The following is a 25,889-nucleotide window of genomic DNA, read 5'->3' on the forward strand; positions in this document are numbered from 1 at the left end:
GATATCAGCGTCTCCGGACGTAAAAAATATCAAGTCTTTGCTGAGTGAACACGTAATTCATTACGAAGTTTAATTCACAGAGCATCGCTGCACTCGTTGCAGCAAATCAAACTTTAAATTGAAGAGTTTGATCATGGCTCAGATTGAACGCTGGCGGCAGGCCTAACACATGCAAGTCGAACGGCAGCACAGAAGAGCTTGCTCTTTGGGTGGCGAGTGGCGGACGGGTGAGTAATGTCTGGGAAACTGCCCGATGGAGGGGGATAACTACTGGAAACGGTAGCTAATACCGCATAACGTCGCAAGACCAAAGTGGGGGACCTTCGGGCCTCACACCATCGGATGTGCCCAGATGGGATTAGCTAGTAGGTGGGGTAATGGCTCACCTAGGCGACGATCCCTAGCTGGTCTGAGAGGATGACCAGCCACACTGGAACTGAGACACGGTCCAGACTCCTACGGGAGGCAGCAGTGGGGAATATTGCACAATGGGCGCAAGCCTGATGCAGCCATGCCGCGTGTATGAAGAAGGCCTTCGGGTTGTAAAGTACTTTCAGCGGGGAGGAAGGCGGTGAGGTTAATAACCTTGCCGATTGACGTTACCCGCAGAAGAAGCACCGGCTAACTCCGTGCCAGCAGCCGCGGTAATACGGAGGGTGCAAGCGTTAATCGGAATTACTGGGCGTAAAGCGCACGCAGGCGGTCTGTTAAGTCAGATGTGAAATCCCCGGGCTTAACCTGGGAACTGCATTTGAAACTGGCAGGCTTGAGTCTCGTAGAGGGGGGTAGAATTCCAGGTGTAGCGGTGAAATGCGTAGAGATCTGGAGGAATACCGGTGGCGAAGGCGGCCCCCTGGACGAAGACTGACGCTCAGGTGCGAAAGCGTGGGGAGCAAACAGGATTAGATACCCTGGTAGTCCACGCCGTAAACGATGTCGACTTGGAGGTTGTGCCCTTGAGGCGTGGCTTCCGGAGCTAACGCGTTAAGTCGACCGCCTGGGGAGTACGGCCGCAAGGTTAAAACTCAAATGAATTGACGGGGGCCCGCACAAGCGGTGGAGCATGTGGTTTAATTCGATGCAACGCGAAGAACCTTACCTGGCCTTGACATCCAGAGAACTTAGCAGAGATGCTTTGGTGCCTTCGGGAACTCTGAGACAGGTGCTGCATGGCTGTCGTCAGCTCGTGTTGTGAAATGTTGGGTTAAGTCCCGCAACGAGCGCAACCCTTATCCTTTGTTGCCAGCGATTCGGTCGGGAACTCAAAGGAGACTGCCGGTGATAAACCGGAGGAAGGTGGGGATGACGTCAAGTCATCATGGCCCTTACGGCCAGGGCTACACACGTGCTACAATGGCGCATACAAAGAGAAGCGACCTCGCGAGAGCAAGCGGACCTCATAAAGTGCGTCGTAGTCCGGATTGGAGTCTGCAACTCGACTCCATGAAGTCGGAATCGCTAGTAATCGTAGATCAGAATGCTACGGTGAATACGTTCCCGGGCCTTGTACACACCGCCCGTCACACCATGGGAGTGGGTTGCAAAAGAAGTAGGTAGCTTAACCTTCGGGAGGGCGCTTACCACTTTGTGATTCATGACTGGGGTGAAGTCGTAACAAGGTAACCGTAGGGGAACCTGCGGTTGGATCACCTCCTTACCTGAAGATACCTTCCCGCGAAGTGCTCACACAGATTGTCTGATAGAAAAGTAACGAGCAGAAAAAACCTCTACAGGCTTGTAGCTCAGGTGGTTAGAGCGCACCCCTGATAAGGGTGAGGTCGGTGGTTCAAGTCCACTCAGGCCTACCAGATTTCTTCTCATGCCGCGTTATGTTTCCGGCTCGCATAGTTCACTATGCTTCGCGAAAACATGCCTTGCCTGAGACGAAATCACATTTCCCGTGTGAGAAACGTGACTCCTGGTGAGTGGATGTAGATGGTCTCTGCAGTGACTGTATGGGGCTATAGCTCAGCTGGGAGAGCGCCTGCCTTGCACGCAGGAGGTCAGCGGTTCGATCCCGCTTAGCTCCACCATTACAGTACTGAAACTTACTTCAGAGTATACCGGCGACGGTGTGCTGCGAAGTATTTGCTCTTTAACAATCCGGAACAAGCTGAAAATTTGAAACGACGCGTCGTGTTCATTCTCCGTAATAAGAATGAAATGGCGATGCGTTCGGGTCTCTCAAATGCTTACAACAGACAGCGTTGCAAAACGCCTGTGGGTTGTGAGGTTAAGCGACTAAGCGTACACGGTGGATGCCCTGGCAGTCAGAGGCGATGAAGGACGTGCTAATCTGCGAAAAGCGACGGTAAGGTGATATGAACCGCTACAGCCGTCGATGTCCGAATGGGGAAACCCAATGCACTTGTGCATTATCGTTAACTGAATACATAGGTTAACGAGGCGAACCGGGGGAACTGAAACATCTAAGTACCCCGAGGAAAAGAAATCAACCGAGATTCCCCCAGTAGCGGCGAGCGAACGGGGAGCAGCCCAGGACCTGAATCAGCTTGTGCATCAGTGGAAGCGTCTGGAAAGTCGCGCGATACCGGGTGACAGCCCCGTACACGAAGATGCACAGGTTGTGAGTCCGACGAGTAGGGCGGGACACGTGGTATCCTGTCTGAATATGGGGGGACCATCCTCCAAGGCTAAATACTCCTGACTGACCGATAGTGAACCAGTACCGTGAGGGAAAGGCGAAAAGAACCCCGGCGAGGGGAGTGAAACAGAACCTGAAACCGTGTACGTACAAGCAGTGGGAGCACCTTTAGGGTGTGACTGCGTACCTTTTGTATAATGGGTCAGCGACTTATATTCTGTAGCAAGGTTAACCGCATAGGGGAGCCGAAGGGAAACCGAGTCTTAACCGGGCGTTAAGTTGCAGGGTATAGACCCGAAACCCGGTGATCTAGCCATGGGCAGGTTGAAGGTTGGGTAACACTAACTGGAGGACCGAACCGACTAATGTTGAAAAATTAGCGGATGACTTGTGGCTGGGGGTGAAAGGCCAATCAAACCGGGAGATAGCTGGTTCTCCCCGAAAGCTATTTAGGTAGCGCCTCGTGAACTCATCTCCGGGGGTAGAGCACTGTTTCGGCTAGGGGGCCATCCCGGCTTACCAACCCGATGCAAACTGCGAATACCGGAGAATGTTATCACGGGAGACACACGGCGGGTGCTAACGTCCGTCGTGAAGAGGGAAACAACCCAGACCGCCAGCTAAGGTCCCAAAGTCATGGTTAAGTGGGAAACGATGTGGGAAGGCACAGACAGCCAGGATGTTGGCTTAGAAGCAGCCATCATTTAAAGAAAGCGTAATAGCTCACTGGTCGAGTCGGCCTGCGCGGAAGATGTAACGGGGCTAAACCATGCACCGAAGCTGCGGCAGCGACACTATGTGTTGTTGGGTAGGGGAGCGTTCTGTAAGCCGCTGAAGGTGTGCTGTGAGGCATGCTGGAGGTATCAGAAGTGCGAATGCTGACATAAGTAACGATAAAGCGGGTGAAAAGCCCGCTCGCCGGAAGACCAAGGGTTCCTGTCCAACGTTAATCGGGGCAGGGTGAGTCGACCCCTAAGGCGAGGCTGAAAAGCGTAGTCGATGGGAAACAGGTTAATATTCCTGTACTTGGTGTTACTGCGAAGGGGGGACGGAGAAGGCTAGGTTATCCGGGCGACGGTTGTCCCGGTTTAAGCGTGCAGGTGTGAAGACCAGGCAAATCCGGTCTTCTTTAACACTGAGGCGTGATGACGAGCCGCCACGGCGGTGAAGTAACTGATGCCCTGCTTCCAGGAAAAGCCTCTAAGCTCCAGGTAACACGAAATCGTACCCCAAACCGACACAGGTGGTCAGGTAGAGAATACCAAGGCGCTTGAGAGAACTCGGGTGAAGGAACTAGGCAAAATGGTGCCGTAACTTCGGGAGAAGGCACGCTGGCGCGTAGGTGAAGGGACTTGCTCCCGGAGCCGAGGCCAGTCGAAGATACCAGCTGGCTGCAACTGTTTATTAAAAACACAGCACTGTGCAAACACGAAAGTGGACGTATACGGTGTGACGCCTGCCCGGTGCCGGAAGGTTAATTGATGGGGTTATCCGCAAGGAGAAGCTCTTGATCGAAGCCCCGGTAAACGGCGGCCGTAACTATAACGGTCCTAAGGTAGCGAAATTCCTTGTCGGGTAAGTTCCGACCTGCACGAATGGCGTAATGATGGCCAGGCTGTCTCCACCCGAGACTCAGTGAAATTGAAATCGCTGTGAAGATGCAGTGTACCCGCGGCAAGACGGAAAGACCCCGTGAACCTTTACTATAGCTTGACACTGAACATTGAGCCTTGATGTGTAGGATAGGTGGGAGGCTTTGAAGCGCGGACGCCAGTCTGCGTGGAGCCAACCTTGAAATACCACCCTTTAATGTTTGATGTTCTAACGTAGGCCCGTAATCCGGGCTGCGGACAGTGTCTGGTGGGTAGTTTGACTGGGGCGGTCTCCTCCCAAAGCGTAACGGAGGAGCACGAAGGTTGGCTAATCCTGGTCGGACATCAGGAGGTTAGTGCAATGGCATAAGCCAGCTTGACTGCGAGAGTGACGGCTCGAGCAGGTGCGAAAGCAGGTCATAGTGATCCGGTGGTTCTGAATGGAAGGGCCATCGCTCAACGGATAAAAGGTACTCCGGGGATAACAGGCTGATACCGCCCAAGAGTTCATATCGACGGCGGTGTTTGGCACCTCGATGTCGGCTCATCACATCCTGGGGCTGAAGTAGGTCCCAAGGGTACGGCTGTTCGCCGTTTAAAGTGGTACGCGAGCTGGGTTTAGAACGTCGTGAGACAGTTCGGTCCCTATCTGCCGTGGGCGCTGGAGAATTGAGGGGGGTTGCTCCTAGTACGAGAGGACCGGAGTGAACGCACCGCTGGTGTTCGGGTTGTCATGCCAATGGCACTGCCCGGTAGCTAAGTGCGGAAGAGATAAGTGCTGAAAGCATCTAAGCACGAAACTTGCCCCGAGATGAGTTCTCCCTGACCCTTTAAGGGTCCTGAAGGGACGTTGAAGACGACGACGTTGATAGGCCGGGTGTGTAAGCGCAGCGATGCGTTGAGCTAACCGGTACTAATGACCCGTGAGGCTTAACCTTACAACGCCAGAGGCGTTTTGGTCTGAGAGACCGAAAGAATTTTCAGCTTTGTTCACCGGATTACGTCCAGTGGATTTTGTGCTGTGACAGGGCGGCACGCGAGACGACGTGAAGGAGCATACACGAGTATGTGACTGAGCGGCGCGAGCGGGGCAACGCAGTCAGAGCGCGAAAGACGCGGACGAAAACAGAATTTGCCTGGCGGCAACAGCGCGGTGGTCCCACCTGACCCCATGCCGAACTCAGAAGTGAAACGCCGTAGCGCCGATGGTAGTGTGGGGCCTCCCCATGCGAGAGTAGGGAACTGCCAGGCATCAATTTAAGACCCCTAATCGGGTCGTGACCTTCCCGGTGACGCGGAAAGGGCGAAACACCTGAAATCAGCGACGGTCTGATATCAGTACAGAATCGGTGGAGCGGTAGTTCAGTTGGTTAGAATACCTGCCTGTCACGCAGGGGGTCGCGGGTTCGAGCCCCGTCCGTTCCGCCACCCTAATTAGGGGCGTAGTTCAATTGGTAGAGCACCGGTCTCCAAAACCGGGTGTTGGGGGTTCGAGTCCCTCCGCCCCTGCCAGAAAATAATCCTTTGCTTCGGCAAAGGATTTTTTTTGCCTGAAATTCGGCACAGGCAAGAGCCTGAGTTTCATTTCTTCCACTCAAACTCCCTCAATTATTGCTTCAGTGAGTCAGGACCGGATATTTAAGCAGCTGACGAATGTGTGCCTGTTGATCGCTATTCTGCAGCCATACCGCATATAACGGTCGCACTGCGACAGGTGTGTCTGGAATAACCATCAAATCGCTGTAAATGCCGTGCCAGAAATCAGGTAAAAAAGCGCAGGCTCCCGTGGTATGCAGCAATTCGCGGGTCACATGTGCTGAAGTGGTAGTTAATACCGGTACGTCATCACTGGAAAGATAACTTTCATGCTGATGGAAATCCGCGCCCCACTCGAGTTTGATGTAATCATATTTTTCACGCTTTTCAGTTTTGCGTGCGCGAAAGAGCGCGAGTGAAATATGACCGATCTGCTGACTGGTGAGTTCATCCATTTTTGGCGCTTCGGTGGTGATCAGCAAATCGAGTTGGCGCTCATGTAACTGCTTGACCAGCAAATGGCGCTGAGCAATACGTGCTTCCAGATGCAGGCTCTCCCGGTTCTCGTATAGCGTCTGCAGCCAGGGCGTAAGATACGCTTCCCAGAGCGATGCACTGGCACCGATTGATAGCTCATGGTGCTGCTGGGTATGCGAAACCTCCTTCTTTGCCATCAGCCATGTACTCATCAGGCTCTCAGCGTAGGGCAATAAGCGCTCGCCTGCTGAAGTCAGCCGGATATTATTGCGGTGACGGGTAAAAAGATTAACGCCCAGCTGATTTTCCAGCTGACGGATGCGAAAACTAACGGCAGATTGCGTGAGGTAAAGCGCTTCAGCAGCACGCCCGAAATGACGCGTTCTGCTCACTTCGAGGAAAGTTTTCAGTAATTCCGTATCCACAGCATTCTCCCAAAAAATGTTTGTCGTACTGATTTAAATGTTTTGTTTTACACTCTGTCAAGCCTATCTAATACTCCGCGCCATAAATAGCACGGCCATATGAGAATCAGGAGCGTGTAAGATGGCGGACAGCTTCGCAACAACTAATCGTTTCTTTGATAACAAACATTACCCTCGTGGTTTTTCGCGTCATGGTGACTTCACCATTAAAGAAGCTCAGCTTCTGGAACGCCACGGATACGCTTTCAACGAACTGGATCTCGCTAAACGCGATCCGGAGACCGAAGAAGAGCGTCTGTTTATTGAAGTCTGTCGTGGTCTGCGTGAGCCGCAGACTGAGGCTGAACGTGTCTGGTCAAAATACACTGCACGTATCAAGCGTCCGAAACGTTTTCATACCTTGTCCGGCGGTAAACCGCAGATGGACACGGTGGAAGACTTCAGCGATAGCGACGATTAACATGACGGGGCTGATTTCAGCCCCGTTGTCATTCCAGGCTTTTATGCAGGTAAATCAGTAAACGATCGATACTGCGATATCCCACCGCCTCCTGCAGATGCTGACGCGTAATCTGCCGTTCACCCGCTAAATCTGCGATGGTTCTCGCCACCTTTAAGATGCGCTGCCATGCACGCACCGATAATCCCAGTGCATTCAGGATCTCCTCCAGCCATTCCGCGTCCTGCTGCTGTAACACACAATCACGGGCGATCTCCGGATTAGACAGCTGCGCATTCACTTTGCCCGCGCGTGCCATCTGTATCGCCCGGGCGGCCAGTACGCGGGCGCGCACCTGCGCGCTGGTTTCGCTGTGCTGCTGCTTCTGGCTGAGCGAGCCGCCCGGTAGCAGCGGAATCTCCAGCGACAGGTCGAAGCGATCCAGAAACGGGCCAGACAGCCGGCTGAGATAGCGCAGCACCTGCTGCGGCGTGCAGCGATTATGATTCCCCTGATAATGGCCCGTCGGGCTGGGATTCATTGCACCAATCAGCTGAAAGCGCGCAGGGAAAGTGACTTTGGCGCGGGAACGGGAAATGGCGATTTCACCGGACTCAATCGGTTCGCGTAACGCATCCAGCGCTTTGCGCTCAAACTCGGGCAGTTCATCAAGAAACAGCACCCCATTGTGCGCCAGCGAAATTTCGCCCGGCCGCGGCAGGGATCCTCCGCCGACCAGCGCATACAGCGATGCGCTGTGATGAGGCGCTCTGAACGGCCGTTTACGCCACTGATGATGTAGCGTACCGCTGCTGACCAGGCTGGCAATTGCGGCGCACTCCAGCGCTTCCTGGTCATCCAGCGGCGGCATAATGCCGGGCAGTCGGGTTGCCAGCATGGTCTTACCGGTGCCGGGCGGGCCCAGCAGCAACAGGTTATGGCCACCGGCGGCGGTAATTTCCAGCGCGCGCCGTCCCTGCTGCTGGCCAATAATATCGCTCAGGTCCTGCTGCTCGTGCGGCACCGTTTCAGGCTGGTAATGGGCGACCGTCAGCGCCGTCTGGTTATGCAGGAAAGCGCAGATCTCCACCAGATGCTTGCCCACCAGCGTTTCACCCTGTTGTATCAGGCCGACATCCTGTTGATTCTGCTCCGCTAAGACCATCTGACGTCCGGCCTGCAGCGCCGCCATGGCAGCAGGAATCGCGGCCTGAACGCCACACAGCGCGCCGTTTAGCGCCAGCTCACCCAGGAACTCATAATGGGCCAGTTTATCGCCTGGCAGCTGCTCTGAGGCCGCGAGAATGGCGATAGCGATGGGCAGGTCGTAGCGCCCACCCTCTTTAGGTAAATCAGCTGGCGCGAGGTTAATGGTGACGCGCTTCGCCGGAAAGGTGAAACCGCTATTGATAATGGCGCTGCGCACGCGTTCGCGGGCTTCTTTGACGGTGGTTTCCGGCAGACCTACCAGCGTCAATGCTGGCAGACCGTTGCTGATATGCACTTCAATCGTCACCAGTGGAGCCTGCACTCCGAGCGCCGCGCGTGTTAATACTTTCGATAAAGACATAACCGCTCCTTGTTGCCTTTATCCTTGCTGAAAAAAATCCACACGGCGACCGCTGAAACTATCATCCTGAAGCGGTATTCAGGAAAATCGCTGCGCTTTTCATCCTGTTCATTAATTTTCGCAGCCAGATCGCAAAAGCAAAATAACGGTTGCGTCGCGGGCGTAATGAATAATTATCACAAATGCGAATAACCTTTTACTTACAAAGCGATAACGCACGTCAGCTGCGCGCGTCATAAAATTTTCCGATGAAAATTATTGTAAATCCCCTGCTAACTATGGTAACTCTGTAGGTATTACTTCGAACTAACGAAAAAACAGACGACACATGAAAGCCCTTCTACAAGTGATTAGCCTAGTCGTGATTAGCGTGGTGGTGATTATTAACCCACCGTGCGGGGCTACGCTTGGAGAAAGAAAGGCTTAAAAATCAAGCCTGGAATTCGAAAAACCCCCGCACCGTAAGGTCCGGGGGTTTTTTTTCGACCAGACGAAATATCAGCGAATCAGCGAGGAACAGATTATGAGCAGTAGCATAAAATTCTGTTGTTCCAGCAGGAATACAGGAGAATAACCATGACAGGTGCACAGTGGGTAGTTCAGGCTTTACGCGCGCAGGGTGTCGACACAGTGTTTGGTTATCCTGGCGGAGCAATCATGCCAGTGTACGATGCGCTCTACGATGGCGGCGTGGAACATCTACTGTGTCGTCATGAACAAGGTGCGGTGATGGCAGCGATCGGTTATGCGCGTGCGACCGGCAAAACCGGGGTTTGCATTGCGACTTCCGGACCGGGCGCCACCAACCTGATCACCGGACTGGCCGATGCGATGATGGATTCCGTTCCGGTTGTCGCCATCACCGGGCAGGTCTCTTCAGCGTTTATCGGTACCGACGCCTTTCAGGAGATCGACGTTCTTGGCCTGTCATTAGCCTGCACTAAACACAGCTTCCTCGTTGAATCGCTGGATGATTTACCCTCGGTGATGGCGGAAGCTTTCGCCATCGCGCAGTCCGGCCGTCCGGGACCGGTGCTGGTCGACATCCCCAAAGATATTCAGATTGCCAGCGGTGACCTGACGCCGCACCTGCTGCCGGTTGAAGAAGCACTGAGCCACTCACCGCAGCACATTGCCGAAGCGCGCGCGCTGATGGCGCAGGCGCAAAAACCGATGCTGTATATCGGCGGCGGTGTCGGCATGGCGCAGGCCGTCCCGGCGCTGCGGGCTATGGCGCAGGAGACCGGCATCCCGATGGTTTCTACCCTGAAAGGGCTGGGCAGCGCCGAAGCCAGCAGCGATTTCTATCTTGGTATGCTCGGCATGCACGGCACCAAAGCGGCCAACCTGGCGGTGCAATCCTGTGATTTGCTGATTGCCGTCGGCGCACGTTTCGACGACCGCGTCACCGGTAAGCTGGATACCTTCGCGCCGCACGCCAGCGTCATTCATATCGATATCGATCCGGCGGAATTAAACAAACTACGTCGCGCTCACGTTTCACTGCAGGGCGACCTCAACCAGGTGTTGCCGGCGCTGAGCATGCCGCTGCAGATCGACGGCTGGCGTACTGAAGTTAAAGCGATGAACGCGGAGTTCGCGTGGCGTTACGACCATCCTGGCGAGGCGATCTACGCGCCGCTGCTGCTGAAGCAGTTGTCAGATCGTAAACCTGACAGCGCGGTGGTAACCACCGACGTTGGCCAGCACCAGATGTGGGCGGCGCAGCACATGCGCTTCAGCGCGCCGGAAAACTTCATCACCTCCAGCGGTCTGGGCACCATGGGCTTTGGGCTGCCGGCTGCGGTGGGCGCGCAGGTTGCCCGTCCGGATGACACCGTTATCTGCGTGTCCGGTGACGGCTCAATCATGATGAATATTCAGGAGCTGGGCACCATCAAGCGTAAGCAGCTGCCGGTAAAAATCCTGCTGCTGGACAACCAGCGTCTTGGCATGGTTCGCCAGTGGCAGCAGCTGTTCTTTGATGGTCGCTACAGCGAAACCATCCTCACCGATAACCCCGATTTCCTCACGCTGGCCAGCGCCTTTGATATTCCGGGCCAGCGCATTAGCCGTAAAGATCAGGTCGACGCCGCGATTGATGCTCTGCTGAACAGTGAAGGTCCTTACTTCCTGCATGTTGCGATTGATGAGCATGAAAACGTCTGGCCACTGGTACCGCCGGGTGCCAGCAACGCAAACATGATGGAGAAAACCGTATGAACCAGCATCAATTGTCTATCGAAGCCCGCTTTCGCCCTGAAATATTGGAGCGCATTTTGCGCGTCGTGCGTCACCGTGGCTTCCAGGTCTGCGCGATGAATATGGCGTCCGCCGTCAATGCGGAGAACATTAATATCGAAATGACCGTTGCCAGCCAGCGCTCTGTCGATTTACTGTCTTCGCAGTTAAGCAAACTTATGGATGTCGCCTGTGTCGAGATCCAGCAACAGACAACACAACAAATCCGCGCTTAGTCGCCAAAGGAAACAACAATGAGTACAAAGAAAGCAGACTTTATCTGGTTCAATGGAGAGATGGTTAAGTGGGAAGACGCTAAGGTTAGCGTTATGTCTCACGCACTGCATTACGGCACCTCTGTGTTCGAAGGCGTTCGCTGCTACGACTCACACAAAGGTCCGGTGGTGTTCCGTCACCGTGAACACATGCAGCGTCTGCACGACTCCGCCAAAATTTACCGTTTCCCGATCAAAGCCAGCGTGGATGAGTTGATGGAAGCGTGCCGCGAAGTTATCCGCGTCAATAAACTGAAGAGTGCCTATATTCGTCCGCTGGCCTTTGTCGGCGACGTGGGTCTCGGCGTTAACCCGCCAGACGGCTTCACCACCGATGTGATCATCGCTGCGTTCCCGTGGGGGGCTTACCTGGGCGCCGAAGCGCTGGAGCAGGGCATCAACGCCATGGTTTCTTCCTGGAATCGCGTGGCGCCAAACACCCTGCCAACCGCGGCGAAAGCGGGCGGTAACTATCTCTCTTCCCTGCTGGTTGGCAGCGAAGCGCGCCGCCACGGCTATCAGGAAGGTATCGCGCTGGATACCCAGGGTTATATCTCCGAAGGTGCTGGCGAAAACCTGTTTGAAGTGAAAGACGGCATCCTGTTCACCCCGCCGTTCACCTCTTCGGCGCTGCCGGGCATCACCCGCGATGCAATCATCAAGCTGGCGAAGGATCTCGGTATCGAAGTGCGCGAGCAGGTGCTGTCACGCGAATCACTGTACCTGGCGGATGAAGTGTTCATGTCCGGTACTGCCGCAGAAATCACGCCGGTACGCAGCGTGGACGGCATCCAGGTGGGTCAGGGCAAACGCGGTCCGGTGACCACCAAAATCCAGCAGGCGTTCTTTGGCCTGTTCACGGGCGAGACCGAAGACAAGTATGGCTGGCTGGATCAGGTGAATCCATAACAAGACAGTAACGCGGGTGCAGCAGCGTCCGCGTCATTTTTCAGACTGGAGTAAATAGAGCATGCCTAAGTACCGTTCCGCCACCACCACCCATGGCCGTAACATGGCGGGTGCACGAGCCCTGTGGCGCGCCACAGGAATGACCGACGACGATTTCGGTAAGCCGATTATCGCCGTGGTTAACTCCTTCACCCAATTCGTACCGGGCCACGTGCACCTGCGCGACCTCGGTAAATTAGTCGCTGAGCAAATCGAAGCTGCGGGTGGTGTGGCCAAAGAGTTCAACACCATCGCGGTGGATGACGGTATCGCCATGGGTCATGGCGGCATGCTGTATTCACTGCCTTCACGCGAGCTGATTGCCGACTCCGTGGAATATATGGTGAACGCCCACTGCGCCGACGCCATGGTGTGTATCTCCAACTGCGACAAAATCACCCCCGGCATGCTGATGGCCTCGCTGCGCCTCAACATTCCGGTGATCTTTGTCTCCGGCGGTCCGATGGAAGCCGGTAAAACCAAGCTGTCAGACAAAATCATCAAGCTGGATCTGGTGGACGCGATGATTCAGGGTGCGAACCCGAACGTCAGCGATGCCGACAGCGAACAGATTGAGCGTTCCGCCTGCCCGACCTGCGGCTCGTGCTCCGGCATGTTCACTGCCAACTCCATGAACTGTCTGACCGAAGCGCTGGGCCTGTCGCAGCCGGGCAACGGCTCGCTGCTGGCAACCCACGCCGATCGTAAAGACCTGTTCATCAACGCCGGCAAGCGCATCGTTAACCTGACCAAACAGTACTACGAGCAGGATGATGCGCGCGTGCTGCCGCGTAACATCGCCAGCAAAGCCGCGTTCGAAAACGCCATGACGCTGGATATCGCCATGGGCGGTTCCACCAATACCGTGCTGCACCTGCTGGCCGCCGCGCAGGAAGGTGAGATCGATTTCAACATCTCCGACATCGATCGCCTGTCACGTAAAGTGCCGCACCTGTGCAAAGTGGCGCCGAGCACACAGAAATATCATATGGAAGATGTGCACCGCGCGGGCGGGGTAATCGGTATTCTTGGCGAGCTGGATCGTGCCGGCCTGCTGCACACCGACGTGCGCAACGTGCTGGGCCTCAATCTGCGCGAAACGCTCGATCAGTACGACATCATGCTGACCAAAGACGAAGCGGTGAAGAAGATGTTCCGCGCCGGCCCGGCGGGCATCCGTACTACCCAGGCGTTCTCGCAGGATTGCCGCTGGGATACGCTGGATGACGATCGTCAGGAAGGCTGTATCCGCACACGCGAACACGCGTTCTCTCAGGATGGCGGTCTGGCAGTGCTGTACGGCAACATGGCGGAAGATGGCTGCATCGTGAAAACCGCCGGCGTCGACAAAGAGATCCTCACCTTTAAAGGTCCGGCAAAAGTGTATGAAAGCCAGGACGATGCGGTGGAAGCGATTCTCGGCGGCAAAGTGGTGGCCGGTGACGTGGTGGTGATCCGCTACGAAGGGCCGAAAGGCGGTCCGGGCATGCAGGAAATGCTGTATCCGACCACTTATCTGAAATCGATGGGCCTTGGCAAAAGCTGTGCGCTGATCACTGACGGACGCTTCTCGGGCGGTACCTCGGGCCTCTCCATTGGCCACGCATCGCCGGAAGCGGCGAACGGCGGCACCATCGCGCTGGTTAAAGATGGCGACATCATTGAAATCGATATCCCGAATCGCGGCATTAAGCTGGCGGTACCGGATAACGAACTGCATGCCCGTCGTGAAGAAGAGGAAGCGCGTGGCGAAGCGGCTTATACGCCGCACGGTCGCGTGCGTCAGGTCTCCTTCGCACTGCGTGCTTATGCATCGCTCGCCACCAGCGCTGACAAGGGCGCGGTGCGCGATAAGTCTAAGCTGGGAGGCTAATCTCTGATGGCTGAGTCTCAACCGCTTTCCGCGTCGCCCAATGGCGCGGAGTATCTGCGCGCGGTGCTGCGTGCGCCTGTGTACGAAATTGCCCAGGTGACGCCGCTGCAAAAAATGGAAAAAATTTCGTCGCGTCTTGGCAACACCATTCTGGTGAAGCGCGAAGATCGCCAGCCGGTGCACAGCTTCAAGCTGCGCGGTGCCTACGCCATGATTGCCGGGCTGACGGAAGAGCAGAAAGCGCGCGGCGTGGTTACTGCTTCGGCGGGCAACCACGCGCAGGGCGTGGCGCTCTCGGCCAGCACGCTCGGCATCAGGTCACTGATTGTGATGCCAGTGGCAACGGCGGACATCAAGGTTGATGCAGTGCGCGCGTTTGGCGGTGAGGCTTACCTGTTCGGAGCCAACTTTGACGAGGCAAAAGCCAAAGCGATTGAGCTGGCGGAGCAGCAGGGTTACACCTTCGTGCCGCCGTTTGATCATCCGGCGGTGATTGCCGGTCAGGGCACGCTGGCGATGGAGCTGTTGCAGCAGGATGCGCATCTCGATCGCGTGTTTGTGCCGGTAGGCGGCGGCGGCTTAGCGGCGGGTGTGGCGGTACTGATTAAACAGCTGATGCCGCAAATCAAGGTTATCGCGGTCGAGTCGCAGGACTCTGCCTGCCTGAAGGCGGCGCTTGATGCCGGCGAGCCGGTGGATTTGCCGCGCGTCGGGCTGTTTGCCGAAGGCGTGGCGGTCAAGCGTATCGGCAGCGAAACCTTCCGCCTGTGCAAAGAATACCTCGACGACATTATCACCGTGGACAGCGATGCCATCTGCGCGGCGATGAAGGATCTGTTCGAGGATGTGCGTGCGGTGGCGGAGCCTTCCGGCGCGCTGGCGCTGGCGGGCATGAAGAAGTACATCCAGCAGCACGACATCAAAGGCGAGCGGCTGGCGCACGTGCTGTCGGGCGCCAACGTTAACTTCCACGGTCTGCGCTACGTCTCTGAGCGCTGTGAACTGGGTGAACAGCGTGAAGCACTGCTGGCGGTCACCATCCCTGAGCAGCAGGGCAGCTTCCTGCGTTTCTGCCAGACGCTGGGCGGCCGTGCGGTAACCGAGTTCAACTACCGTTATGCCGATGCCGACAACGCCTGCATCTTTGTTGGCGTGCGTTTAACGCGCGGCCTTGAGGAGCGCAGCGAGATCATCAGCCAGCTGGCTGAAGGCGGCTATCAGGTGGTGGATTTGTCAGACGATGAGATGGCGAAGCTGCACGTGCGCTACATGGTGGGTGGACGCCCGTCAAAACCGCTGCGTGAACGGCTGTTCAGCTTCGAATTCCCGGAAGCGCCGGGCGCGCTGCTGAAGTTCCTGCAGACGCTGGGCGCGCACTGGAACATTTCGCTGTTCCACTATCGCAGCCACGGCACCGATTTTGGTCGCGTGCTGGCGGCGTTCGAGATCAACGACAAAGAGCCGGATTTCGACACTCACCTCAACGCGCTCGGCTATGAGTGGCACGACGAGGCCAGCAATCCGGCATTTCGCTTCTTCCTCGCCGGCTAAACTACAGCAGGTGCCAGAAAGCATTAATCAGCGGCTCCCCGAGCCGCTTTTTTTGCACGCATACGCCGAGCTCCAGCGGCGCCACCGACTCGACATTTTCCAGCGTCAGCACGCGATTGCGCACCGGTTCCGGACTGTTTTCCAGCACCACATCCGGCAGCAGCGCGATGCCGCAGCCGAGCGCCACCATCGACACAATCGCCTCATGGCCTGACACCGTGGCGTAAATCTGCGGGTTGGCAATGCGGTGGCGGCGAAACCATACATCAATACCGCGCCGCGCCGGCCCCTGATCCGGCAGGATAAAGGGAATCTGCGACCAGTCCGGCTGTTCCTGCGTCGCCTGGCTGCGCACCGGGCAGGGCAGCGCCGGGGCGATTAGCACCAGCGGGATCAAACCCAGCGGTGTAAAATCGATACTGGCGGGCAGCGACTCCGGCCGGCCGGCGATGGCCAGATCCGCTTCGCCGGACTGCACCATTTCAATTGCATCGGCGGCGTCGCCGGTGGTGAGTTTGATCTCCACCTGCGGATGCTCCGCGCGAAAGCGGTCGAGAATCGGCGGCAGATGGCTGTAGGCGGCGGTTACCGAGCAGAACAGGCGCAGCTCGCCGCTCAGCGACGGACCGTTCAGGTCCATGACATGGCGCAGCTGCTGATACTGCAGCAGGGTCTGCTGGGCGAACTGACGCAGCCGCTCGCCGGCTTCGGTCAGCGTCACGGTGCGGTTGTCGCGCAGGAACAGCGCGTGTCCGACATCCTCTTCCAGCCGCTGGATCTGGCGTGACAATGTCGACGGGCTGACGTGCATGGCGCGCGCGGTGCGGCCAAAGTGGCAGCTTTCCGCCAGGTGAAGAAACAGTTTCAGGTCTCGTAAATCCATGCGCGTTTTGCCCTCAGCGTGATGTTGCAAATTCTGCAATGTGACGTTGTTAATATATCAATTTAAGCAACAGATTTCCTGTCATATGATGGGGTCATTCGCGGCGCTAAATCCGGCGCCGTTACTGAACAAAAGCAAACACAACATCTGAGCGGAGTACCCATGGCTAACTACTTCAACACATTGAATCTGCGCAATCAGTTAGCGCAGTTAGGCAAATGTCGCTTCATGTCGCGCGATGAATTCGCGGATGGCGCTAGCTTCCTGAAAGGTAAGAAAGTGGTCATCGTCGGCTGCGGCGCGCAGGGCCTGAACCAGGGTCTGAACATGCGTGACTCTGGCCTCGATGTGTCTTACGCACTGCGCGCTGAAGCCATTGCTGAGAAGCGTGCGTCGTTCCGTAAAGCCACCGAAAACGGTTTTAAAGTGGGTACTTACGAAGAGCTGATCCCGCAGGCGGATCTGGTAGTTAACCTGACGCCAGACAAGCAGCACTCTGCCGTTGTGCAGGCCGTTCAGCCGCTGATGAAAGACGGTGCCGCGCTGGGTTACTCTCACGGTTTCAACATCGTCGAAGTGGGCGAGACCATCCGTAAAGACATCACCGTGGTGATGGTGGCACCGAAGTGCCCGGGTACCGAAGTGCGTGAAGAGTACAAACGTGGCTTCGGCGTTCCAACGCTGATCGCTGTTCACCCGGAAAACGATCCAAAAGGCGAAGGCATGGCGATTGCCAAAGCCTGGGCTGCAGCCACCGGCGGCGACCGTGCAGGCGTGCTGGAATCGTCCTTCGTGGCAGAAGTCAAATCAGACCTGATGGGCGAGCAGACCATTCTGTGCGGTATGCTGCAGGCCGGTTCACTGCTGTGCTTCGACAAGCTGGTGGCTGAAGGTCACGACGCGGCGTACACCGAGAAACTGATTCAGTTCGGCTGGGAAACCATCACCGAATCGCTGAAGTTTGGCGGCATCACGCTGATGATGGATCGTCTGTCTAATCCGGCAAAAATCCGCGCTTACGCACTGTCTGAGCAGCTGAAAACCATCATGGCACCGCTGTTCCAGAAGCACATGGATGACATCATCTCGGGTGAATTCTCTTCCGGTATGATGGCTGACTGGGCGAACGACGACAAAAACCTGCTGACCTGGCGTGAAGAGACCGGCAAAACCGCATTCGAAAATGCCCCGCAGTTCGAAGGCAAAATCGACGAGCAGGAGTATTACGACAAAGGCGTGGTCATGGTCGCGATGGTGAAAGCGGGCGTTGAGCTGGCATTCGAAACCATGGTTGACGCGGGCATCATCGAAGAGTCGGCTTACTATGAATCGCTGCACGAGCTGCCGCTGATTGCCAACACCATCGCCCGTAAGCGTCTGTATGAAATGAACGTGGTAATTTCCGATACCGCAGAATACGGTAACTACCTGTTCTCCTTCGCGGCCGTTCCGCTGCTGAAAGAGTTTATGACCACGCTGCAGCCTGGCGACCTGGGCAAAGCGGTAGAAGGCACGCAGGTGGATAACGCGCAGCTGCGCGACGTGAACGAAGCGATCCGCCAGCATCCAATCGAAGCCGTTGGCCGCAAACTGCGTGGCTATATGACCGACATGAAACGCATCGCCGTCGCGGGTTAAGGCACGCGAGACACAGTTTTCAGCCCAATCAAACCCCGGCTTGCCGGGGTTTTCTTATGTCTTATGTCTGGGGGCAGAAGGGTTTTTTCACCCTCACCCTGGCCCTCTCCCGCTGGCGGGAGAGGGAACCGTTTGGTGCGGGCTGATGTTTCTGCACTTATCCATCAATACCGCGCGGACGCTCCCTCTCCCGTTTACGGGAGAGGGCCGGGGTGAGGGACACACCGCACCATCCCCACACCGCCAATAAAAAACCCGGCCGGAGCCGGGTTCTGTCAACACGCAATCAATCACACCGCTTCATACAGCGTCTGATGGCGCGTCTCTTTACAGGCAATCAGCGCGATAAGTGTCAGCACCGCCATGGAGGCCAGATAGAAGCCCACCGCCTGCAAGCCATAGTTCGCATTCAGCCAGGTCGCAATATAAGGCGCTACCGAGGCACCAAGAATCGACGACAGGTTGTAAGAGAACGACGCGCCGGTATAGCGTACTTCGGTCGGGAACAGTTCTGGCAGCAGCGCGCCCATCGGGCCGAATGTCAGACCCATAATACTCAGGCCGAGCAGCAGGAAGCCCATCACCAGAATCTGCGAGCCGGAGCCGAGCAGCAGCGGGAACATCAGCGCAAAGGCGATGATCATCAGCGTAATGGTGATCATCGTTTTGCGACGGCCAAAACGGTCCGCCAGCAGGCCGGCAATCGGCACCATCACGCCAAAACCGATGACCGCCACCATCAGCATCCACAGGAAGCTGTTACGCGAATAACCGAGACCAACCGGCGCCGGCGCGGTGCCGTAGCTCATCGAATACACCGTCATAATGTAGAACAGCGTGTAGGTCGCCAGCATGATAAACGTGCCGAGGATGGTCGCCGTCATATGCTTGCTCAGCAGCGTACCGATAGGGATCCGCACCTGCTTCTTCTCTTTCTGCACTTTGGCAAATACCGGGCTCTCATGCAGCGATACGCGCACATACAGACCGATAATCACCAGCACCGCAGAGAGCACAAACGGCACGCGCCAGCCCCAGTTCATGAACTGCTCATCGGTCAGCAGCCACGAGAGCAGCAGGAACGTGCCATTGGCAAAGAAGAAGCCAATCGGTGCGCCCAGCTGCGGGAACGAGCCGTACAGCGCACGTTTCTTCGCCGGGGCGTTCTCGGTGGCCAGCAGCGCCGCGCCGCCCCATTCGCCGCCCAGTCCCAGGCCCTGACCAAAACGCGCCAGCGCCAGCAGCAGCGGTGCCGCCACACCTATGGTCTGATAACCCGGCAGCAGGCCGATCAGTACGGTAGAAACGCCCATGGTCAGCAGCGAGGCAACCAGCGTCGCTTTACGGCCCACGCGGTCACCAAAGTGACCAAACAGCGCAGAGCCAATAGGGCGCGCAACAAAGGCGATAGCGAAGGTCGCCAGCGACTGCAGTGTGGCAACCGTAGCGTCACCCTGCGGGAAGAAGATATGCGGAAAAACGATTACCGCGGCGGTGGCATAGATATAGAAATCGAAGAATTCGATCGCAGTGCCGACCAGCGAGGCAACTACCACTTTACTGCGTGAGTTAACCGGTGTGCCGTCGTGTGGTTGGTCGGATGTTTCGGAGATGGAGGCTTGCATAACTGTTTCTTAATTGTAAATGTAAACAAAGAATCTTACGCACCTGTTTTGCCGCATTCAATGACGAAAAACCGCGTCACACCGGGCTTTGGCGGCGAAAAAGAGGATAATTTCTGAGTTACGGCAATCGGCGGCGGATGGGAAGGGGAAGCGCGGCTTTTCTGGCGTGATTCTCTGCAAAAGGGCCAAATAAAAGTGACCCTTTAGCGTTTCCTGCTGGTTTTTGCTGCTTTAGTAGCCAGCAGGAAACATTTTTTGCTGTTGCGGCAAATGTAACTGAATTGTCGCGTTACGCAGATTGGTGCGGCTGCGACATCTCGGGATCATCCTTGTATTTTGCGGTGGCGATCCACGCGGCGCAGAACAGCGTCAGACGCGCGAAAAAGTAGAAGAAGGCCATCAGCCCCAGCACCGATCCAAAGGCGGCACCGGAGGGCGACGTCGCCAGCTTCGGCAGCGTCAGCGTCATGACAAACTTGATCACCTCAAACCCAATCGCCGCCAGCAGCGTACCGCGCAGCAGCGCTTTTTTGCGTGGCTTGTGGCGCGGCAGAATCCAGAAAATCCACAGGAACAGCAGATAGTTGGCGAAGATGGAGATCGACAGCGCAATGATGGTCATCGCCGGCCGCAGCCACTCGATATCGCCCAGCCCCAGCGCATTCACGATCGCCGCCTGCGCTGCGCCGGCAATCGAGGTCAGCGACAGCGTAATCACCAGCGCCAGCATCAGACCCAGCAGCGAAACCAGGTCGCGCAGATATTTCTTCCACCACTTTTCCTGGTCATCCGGCTTGCGTTCCCATACGTCACGCGACTGGGCGCGCACCGCTTCGCGCAGGTTACCCATCCAGTTAATGCCGGAGTAGAGCGCCAGCAGCAAACCGGTCAGGCCGACGGTTGCGCGCTGCTGAATCGCGGTATTCACGGTATTTTTCAGCGTGGTGGCCAGCGTCGGGTCGCTGATGCTGTTAACGATTTTGTTGATCAACTCAGAAAGCAGGTCCTGATTGGACGCCAGCACAAAGCCGACCGCCGCAAAGGAGACCATCAAAATCGGTATCAGCGAAAGAAATGAAAAATAGGTGATCGCCGCACCAAACTGGCTGCCGAGGCGATCGTTAAAGCGCTCCAGCGCGCGCAAAAAGTGCGCCACCGCCGGGATCGCCTGGAACCAGGCGGCAAAGCGTGAGACGCGCCGGATTGAGCCATCCACCGTTTTGTTCCCGGTTTTGATATCAATCAGCGGCTTAGCTTCAGCCGCTGAGGCTTTTGTGGTTTTGTCCGTCATAGACCTTCTGCATCCTGTTCACAGCGAAAATAAAATTATAGCCTGCCCGTTCAGGTCACGTATTCCTGCAGCACCTGACTCAGCCACTCCATAAACACCCGCACGCGGCGCGCCACGTTGCGACGGTGAGGATAGAGCAGGGAAATCGGCATCGGTTTGGCCGGGAAATGGTGCAGCACTTCGACCAGCTGGCCGGATTCCAGCAGCGGCTGCACGCCAATCGCCGGTACCTGAATAATGCCCAGCCCGGCAATACAGGCGGCGCGATAGGTCTCGGTGCTGTTTACCGTCACCACGCCGCCGGTCTGCACGTAGTGGCACTGTTTGCCATCAAAGTACTCAAAGCCCGGCGAGGGCTGCCCCAGCTGTTGGGTATAGTGCACCATGGCGTGCTGGCCGAGATCGTCCAGCCGCACCGGCATGCCGAAGCGGGAAAGGTAGCCAGGGCTGGCGCAGTTGATCAAGGCGTGCGAGCCAATTTTTCGCGCAATCAGGCCGGAATCTTTCAGTTCGCCAACGCGCAACACGCAGTCAAAGCCCTCGCGAATCACATCAACCTGGCGATCGCTGCTGCTCAGTTCAATCTCCACGCCCGGATAGTGCTGCAAAAACTCCGGCAGGCGCGGCAGGATAAAACCGGTCGCCATCGCCACCGACATATCGACGCGCAGCTTGCCGCTCAGCGTGGCAGGATCGTGCTGGAACAGGCTGTCCATATCATCCAGCATCGACAGCAAATCCAGGCAGCGATCGTAATACACCAGCCCATCCTGGGTGAGATGCACACGGCGCGTGGTACGGTGCAGCAGGCGTGTGCCCATCTGGTTTTCCAGCGCCTGCAGCTGGCGGGACACACTGCCCTTGGGTAAACCCAGACTCTCAGCCGCGCGGGTAAAACTGCCCATTTCTGCCACCCGCACAAACACCTGCATAGCGTGAATTTTATCCATGTTGTTCACCGATTGTTGTTGTTAGTGAAACAGTGCTGTGTATTCCCCTGCGTTTATAGATCAATTATTCGCGAATATCCTTAATCCGTGTTCAATTTTCCAACCGGAGCGAAACATGTCTCATAAAATTGCGTTGATTACCGGCGGCAACCGCGGTCTGGGCAAGAATGGCGCGCTAAAACTGGCCGCTAAGGGCGTCGATATTCTGTTTACCTGGCGCGGTCATGCTGAAGAAGCGCAGGCGGTAGTGAAGGAGATTGAGGCGCTGGGCGCGCGTGCGGTGGCGCTGCAGCTGGATGTGGGCGACAGTAAGCAGTTCGATGACTTTGCGGCGCGGGTCAAAGCAACGCTGAACGAGACCTGGCAGCGCGATAGCTTTGATTATTTAGTGAACAACGCTGGCCACGGTCATTACAAGCTGCTGGCCGAAACCAGTGAAGAGGAGTTTGATGCGCTGGTGAATGTGCATTTCAAAGGGCCGTATTTCCTGACGCAGAAACTGCTGCCGCTGATCGCCGATGGTGGACGCATCCTGAACATATCCAGTGGTCTGACGCGCATGACGCTGCCGGGTTCAGGTACTTACGCCGCGATGAAAGGGGCGATGGAAGTGCTGACGCGCTATCAGGCGAAGGAGCTGGGCGAGCGCCGCATTCGCGTCAACATTCTGGCTCCGGGGGCGATTGAAACCGACTTTGGCGGCGGTCGCGTGCGCGACACCAAAGATCTGAACGCGCATATTGCTTCAGTGACCGCGCTGGGCCGCGTTGGTCTGCCGGATGACATCGGTGATGCCATCAGCGCGATCCTGAGCGACGAAACCGGCTGGATTACCGCCCAGCGCATCGAGGCCTCTGGCGGTCAGGCACTGTAAAAACATCGCGCTGCGACCGAATCGTGTTAACGAACGGAGCAGCGCCCGTTTTACACCTCAATCGTGCCATCAATCAGGGTGAGGGTTTGCCCGCCGATCCAGATTGTCTCACCGGTAAAACGCACCACAATGCGACCGGCACGCTGGATGGCGCTGCCCTGACGCGCGCAGTAATCCTGCCGCTGGCCCTGCGCCGCCAGATAGCGTGCCAGACAGGCGTTGGCGCTGCCGGTGACCGGATCTTCGACCAGGCTACCGTTCTCGACCAGCAGCGCGCGCAGCTCGTACTGCGCCTCTGCGTCCTGCGGCAGCGGGCCAAACAGGGCGATGCCGTTCACACCCGCATGCTGCTGCAGCCGCAGTAAATCGTCCGCCTGGGTGACCACCTCCAGCACCGCCTGCGCGCTGCTCATCGGAATTAACAGCCAGCGAATCCCCATATCCGCCACGGCTGGCGTCTGGCTGAGATCGAACGCGTCACTGTGCAGTGCGCTGCTCATCAGCGCATCGCTGAACGGCGTCAGGCTGGCGTCCGGCGCGGCAAAGGCCAGCGTACCGTCAGCGCCAATCTGCACCTCCACCAGGCCCACGCCGCACTCCTGCACAATCTTACCCGCTGTTTTCAGGGGCCAGCCGGCTTCCAGCAAGGCATGCGCGGTGCCAAGCGTGGGGTGTCCGGCAAACGGCAGTTCGCCGCCAGGCGTAAAGATGCGCACACGATAGTCGGCTGTGGCATCCTGTGGTGGCAGCACGAAGGTGGTTTCCGACAGATTGGTCCAGCGTGCGATGGCCGCCAGCTGTGCGTCGCTCAGACCCTGGGCATCCATAATCACCGCCAGCGGATTGCCGCTGAACGCACCTGTGGAGAACACATCCACTTGTTTAAACGCCACCTGCATGTTCGCTCCTTTCCTCATTGAGGTTGTCTGAAATCCGGATTTACATCCTGCTGATTGCTTAAGGCGTCTAACAGGACTATGAATAGATTAACAATTCTGCCAGCGGAGTCCGCTATGTTAAAAATTCTGGGCCGTAACTCGTCAATCAACGTTCGTAAAGTGCTGTGGCTCTGTTCAGAGCTGGATATTGCCTGGGAGCACGAGCCGTGGGGCGAAGACCCGCAGTCGTTGCACTCACCGCAGTTTATGGCGCTCAATCCCAACGCTATGGTGCCGGTGATCATCGAAGATGACTTCGTGATGTGGGAGTCCAACGCGATTCTGCGCTACCTCGCCAACAGCAACGGCGGTGAATGGCTCTACCCGGATAATCCGCGCGCGCGTGCGCCGGTCGATCAGTGGATGGACTGGCAGGCCACTGAGCTCAACACCTCATGGCGCTATGCTTTTATGTCGCTGGTGCGAAATTCGCCAGCCCATCAGGATCCGCGCCTGCTGGCTGCCGCCATCAAAGGCTGGAGCCACACCATGGGTATTCTTAATCAGCAGCTGGAAAAAACCGGGCGCTACGTCGCGGGCCGTAACTTTACCCTGGCCGATATTCCGGTTGGCCTGGCGGTGAACCGCTGGTTTGAAACCCCGCTCGACCATCCGGACTTTCCCGCCGTGCAAACCTATTACGAGCGGCTGACCGAACGCGAGGGTTACACCACCTGGGGCCGCAACGGTAAGCCCTGATCCTGACCCGGCGCGATACCGGTGATTTCACAGGCCAGCGCGCCGGTGCGTTTCAGTGCCCAGGTGTAACGCTCATCAAACGGATAGCAGCAGGAGAGACGCAGCGCATGGCGATAGCGATCGCTCAGTGAATAGAGCGCGCCCGGCGTGACGCAAATCTGCTCCTGCAACAGGCGATGGAACATCTCCACCGTGTCAACCTTGCCCGGCAGCTCGACCCAAAACACAAAGCCGCCGCGCGGCAGGGTAGCGCGCGTGCCCTGCGGGAAGTGACGGGCAATGATGCCGCGCGCCGCATCCAGATTGGCGGCATAGCGACGCCGCAGCGAACGCAGATGGTGATCATAACCGCCGCTGGCGAGAAATTCGGCCAGCGTTTCGCTCAGCAGTTTTGATTCGGTCATCGACGATACCGCTTTCAGCCGCGCAATCGCCGGGTGGAAGCGGCCGGCAGCCGTCCAGCCCACGCGAAAATCGGGCGCGACGGTTTTGGTAAAGCTGGTGCAGTAAATCACCCAGCCGTCGCGGTCAAAGGCTTTGACCGGCGGCGACAGCGGCCAGTCAAACTGCAATTCGTCATACAGCCCATCCTCCAGCAGCGGAACGTGGTAAGTGTTCACTAACTTCGCGAGACGCTTTTTATTTTCCAGCGGCATCACGTAGCCCAGCGGATTCTGCGCGCCCGGCATGGCGATCAGCGCCTGAATGCGCTGCTCCTGTAGCAGCATCTCCAGCGCGTCCAGCGACAGACCGTTTTGCGGATCGGTGGGGATTTCCAGCGCCTTCAGCCCGAGTGAGGCCAGCAGCGGGAACAAAAAGAAGTAGGTCGGCGATTCAAGCCCGACGCAGTCGCCCGGCTTCGTCACCGCACGCAGCGCCAGCTGCAGCGCTTCCATACAGCCGTGGGTCAGGGTGATGTCCGCGACAGTCAGATTCAGGCCGGTGTGCAGGCTACGGCGCGCAATCTCCTCCCGTAAGCGCTCACTACCCGGCGGAAGCGCGTAGCGACCAATGATGTCGTTATCGCGGCGAATAAGGGAGGCGGTAATGCGTCCCAGTTTCGCCGCCGGAAACAGCTCACTATCCTGCGGGCAGGCCAGCGAAATATTGGTGTAGTCGGGGTGATTCTGTGCGGCGAACACCTGCTCGATCAGTTCCAGTTTTTGCGTGCTGGGGTCATTAACGCTGGCGCTCATTGGCCTGAGCGGTCGCGTCACCGCGGGCAGCACGCCACGCACGTAGTAGCCCGACTGCGGACGGGCTTCTATCAGGCCGCGATCTTCCAGGATATGCCAGGCACTTAGCACGGTATTGATGCTGACCTGGTGCGACTGTGCCACGCGCCGGATGGCCGGCAGGCGCTTACCCGGCTTCAGCGTGCCCTGATGGATAGATTCGGCAAAGCTGTCCGCCAGCTGCTGGTACAGCGTCTGGCCGGATGAGAGAGGAAGGGACACAA

General features: G+C 57.1%; 18 protein-coding genes, 4 tRNA genes and 3 rRNA genes. 17 read left to right on the forward strand and 8 right to left on the reverse strand.

Annotation, left to right across the window (positions count from 1 at the left end; translation table 11 throughout):
* The first annotated feature begins 115 nt into the window (after positions 1-115).
* The 7 genes from AC6I8F_RS00685 to AC6I8F_RS00715 all read left to right on the forward strand — a co-directional run bounded on the left by AC6I8F_RS00685 (position 116) and on the right by AC6I8F_RS00715 (position 5,709).
* Positions 116-1,657, forward strand: a 16S ribosomal RNA gene (locus tag AC6I8F_RS00685).
* A gap of 74 nt (positions 1,658-1,731) precedes the next feature.
* A tRNA-Ile gene (locus tag AC6I8F_RS00690) sits at positions 1,732-1,808 on the forward strand.
* Between the two features lie 149 nt (positions 1,809-1,957).
* Positions 1,958-2,033, forward strand: a tRNA-Ala gene (locus AC6I8F_RS00695).
* 198 nt (positions 2,034-2,231) lie between these two features.
* Positions 2,232-5,135 (forward strand): 23S ribosomal RNA (locus AC6I8F_RS00700).
* 197 nt (positions 5,136-5,332) lie between these two features.
* A 5S ribosomal RNA gene (gene rrf, locus AC6I8F_RS00705) occupies positions 5,333-5,448 on the forward strand.
* Together the 16S, 23S and 5S rRNA genes with 4 tRNA genes alongside form the textbook arrangement of a ribosomal RNA operon.
* Positions 5,449-5,548: 100 nt before the next feature.
* A tRNA-Asp gene (locus AC6I8F_RS00710) sits at positions 5,549-5,625 on the forward strand.
* An 8-nt stretch (positions 5,626-5,633) separates the two neighbouring features.
* Positions 5,634-5,709 (forward strand) — tRNA-Trp (locus AC6I8F_RS00715).
* 104 nt (positions 5,710-5,813) lie between these two features.
* Here the strand turns inward: AC6I8F_RS00715 and hdfR are convergent.
* Entirely contained in the window at positions 5,814-6,635 is an 822-nt protein-coding gene (gene hdfR, locus AC6I8F_RS00720) for an HTH-type transcriptional regulator HdfR (RefSeq protein WP_031279770.1), read from the reverse strand.
* 121 nt (positions 6,636-6,756) lie between these two features.
* On the opposite strand from hdfR, the gene AC6I8F_RS00725 reads away from it, so the two are divergent.
* Positions 6,757-7,095, forward strand: coding sequence for a MaoP family protein (locus AC6I8F_RS00725; protein ID WP_021507919.1), 339 nt, complete (start codon positions 6,757-6,759; stop codon positions 7,093-7,095).
* 28 nt (positions 7,096-7,123) lie between these two features.
* Here AC6I8F_RS00725 and AC6I8F_RS00730 read toward each other — a convergent pair whose 3' ends face one another.
* Positions 7,124-8,644: a YifB family Mg chelatase-like AAA ATPase gene (locus AC6I8F_RS00730; protein WP_058775137.1), complete on the reverse strand. Its 1,521-nt coding sequence runs from the start codon at positions 8,642-8,644 to the stop codon at positions 7,124-7,126.
* Positions 8,645-8,972: 328 nt separating this feature from the next.
* Here AC6I8F_RS00730 and ilvL point away from each other — a divergent pair, with 328 nt between their 5' ends.
* The 6 genes from ilvL to ilvA all read left to right on the forward strand — a co-directional run bounded on the left by ilvL (position 8,973) and on the right by ilvA (position 15,532).
* On the forward strand, positions 8,973-9,071 hold the full coding sequence (gene ilvL, locus AC6I8F_RS00735) for an ilv operon leader peptide (RefSeq protein WP_071813600.1): 99 nt from the start codon (positions 8,973-8,975) through the stop codon (positions 9,069-9,071).
* 149 nt (positions 9,072-9,220) lie between these two features.
* Complete coding sequence (gene ilvG / locus AC6I8F_RS00740) at positions 9,221-10,867, forward strand: acetolactate synthase 2 catalytic subunit (RefSeq protein ID WP_498028389.1); 1,647 nt, start codon at positions 9,221-9,223, stop codon at positions 10,865-10,867.
* Complete coding sequence (gene ilvM, locus AC6I8F_RS00745) at positions 10,864-11,121, forward strand: acetolactate synthase 2 small subunit (RefSeq protein WP_008106624.1); 258 nt, start codon at positions 10,864-10,866, stop codon at positions 11,119-11,121. Before ilvG ends, ilvM begins: the two co-directional genes overlap by 4 nt.
* Before the next feature lie 18 nt (positions 11,122-11,139).
* A complete protein-coding gene (locus AC6I8F_RS00750; RefSeq protein ID WP_059011331.1) occupies positions 11,140-12,069 on the forward strand; it encodes a branched-chain amino acid transaminase in 930 nt (309 codons plus the stop codon).
* A 61-nt stretch (positions 12,070-12,130) separates the two neighbouring features.
* Positions 12,131-13,981 carry a dihydroxy-acid dehydratase gene (gene ilvD, locus AC6I8F_RS00755; RefSeq protein WP_021507915.1) on the forward strand — a complete coding sequence of 617 codons (1,851 nt, stop codon included), beginning with the start codon at positions 12,131-12,133 and terminating at the stop codon, positions 13,979-13,981.
* Between the two features lie 6 nt (positions 13,982-13,987).
* Complete coding sequence (ilvA, locus tag AC6I8F_RS00760; protein WP_058775138.1) at positions 13,988-15,532, forward strand: threonine ammonia-lyase, biosynthetic; 1,545 nt, start codon at positions 13,988-13,990, stop codon at positions 15,530-15,532.
* A 1-nt stretch (position 15,533) separates the two neighbouring features.
* On the opposite strand, the gene ilvY is transcribed toward ilvA, so the two are convergent.
* Positions 15,534-16,415: an HTH-type transcriptional activator IlvY gene (gene ilvY, locus AC6I8F_RS00765; RefSeq protein ID WP_058759908.1), complete on the reverse strand. Its 882-nt coding sequence runs from the start codon at positions 16,413-16,415 to the stop codon at positions 15,534-15,536.
* A 162-nt stretch (positions 16,416-16,577) separates the two neighbouring features.
* On the opposite strand from ilvY, the gene ilvC reads away from it, so the two are divergent.
* Positions 16,578-18,053: a ketol-acid reductoisomerase gene (gene ilvC, locus AC6I8F_RS00770; protein WP_021507912.1), complete on the forward strand. Its 1,476-nt coding sequence runs from the start codon at positions 16,578-16,580 to the stop codon at positions 18,051-18,053.
* Between the two features lie 290 nt (positions 18,054-18,343).
* On the opposite strand, the gene AC6I8F_RS00775 is transcribed toward ilvC, so the two are convergent.
* The 3 genes from AC6I8F_RS00775 to AC6I8F_RS00785 form a co-directional block, all read right to left on the reverse strand.
* Positions 18,344-19,678, reverse strand: coding sequence for an MFS transporter (locus tag AC6I8F_RS00775; protein ID WP_166720082.1), 1,335 nt, complete (start codon positions 19,676-19,678; stop codon positions 18,344-18,346).
* Positions 19,679-19,967: 289 nt separating this feature from the next.
* Complete coding sequence (yhjD, locus tag AC6I8F_RS00780) at positions 19,968-20,969, reverse strand: inner membrane protein YhjD (RefSeq protein ID WP_127834724.1); 1,002 nt, start codon at positions 20,967-20,969, stop codon at positions 19,968-19,970.
* A gap of 50 nt (positions 20,970-21,019) precedes the next feature.
* Entirely contained in the window at positions 21,020-21,919 is a 900-nt protein-coding gene (locus AC6I8F_RS00785) for a LysR family transcriptional regulator (protein WP_031279769.1), read from the reverse strand.
* Positions 21,920-22,034: 115 nt separating this feature from the next.
* Between AC6I8F_RS00785 and AC6I8F_RS00790 the strand changes: the two genes are divergently transcribed.
* The gene (locus AC6I8F_RS00790) at positions 22,035-22,793 is read left to right on the forward strand and encodes an SDR family NAD(P)-dependent oxidoreductase (RefSeq protein WP_021507908.1); all 759 of its coding nucleotides are present in this window, start codon (positions 22,035-22,037) and stop codon (positions 22,791-22,793) included.
* 50 nt (positions 22,794-22,843) lie between these two features.
* On the opposite strand, the gene AC6I8F_RS00795 is transcribed toward AC6I8F_RS00790, so the two are convergent.
* Entirely contained in the window at positions 22,844-23,692 is an 849-nt protein-coding gene (locus AC6I8F_RS00795) for a PhzF family phenazine biosynthesis protein (protein ID WP_288424290.1), read from the reverse strand.
* A gap of 114 nt (positions 23,693-23,806) precedes the next feature.
* Between AC6I8F_RS00795 and AC6I8F_RS00800 the strand changes: the two genes are divergently transcribed.
* Positions 23,807-24,430, forward strand: coding sequence for a glutathione S-transferase family protein (locus AC6I8F_RS00800; protein WP_021507906.1), 624 nt, complete (start codon positions 23,807-23,809; stop codon positions 24,428-24,430).
* On the opposite strand, the gene AC6I8F_RS00805 is transcribed toward AC6I8F_RS00800, so the two are convergent.
* A complete protein-coding gene (locus tag AC6I8F_RS00805) occupies positions 24,397-25,887 on the reverse strand; it encodes an aminotransferase-like domain-containing protein (RefSeq protein WP_058775178.1) in 1,491 nt (496 codons plus the stop codon). The two genes, AC6I8F_RS00800 and AC6I8F_RS00805, sit on opposite strands and share 34 nt — an antisense overlap.
* Positions 25,888-25,889: the final 2 nt, after the last annotated feature.

Source organism: gamma proteobacterium symbiont of Axiagastus rosmarus (assembly GCF_059730925.1).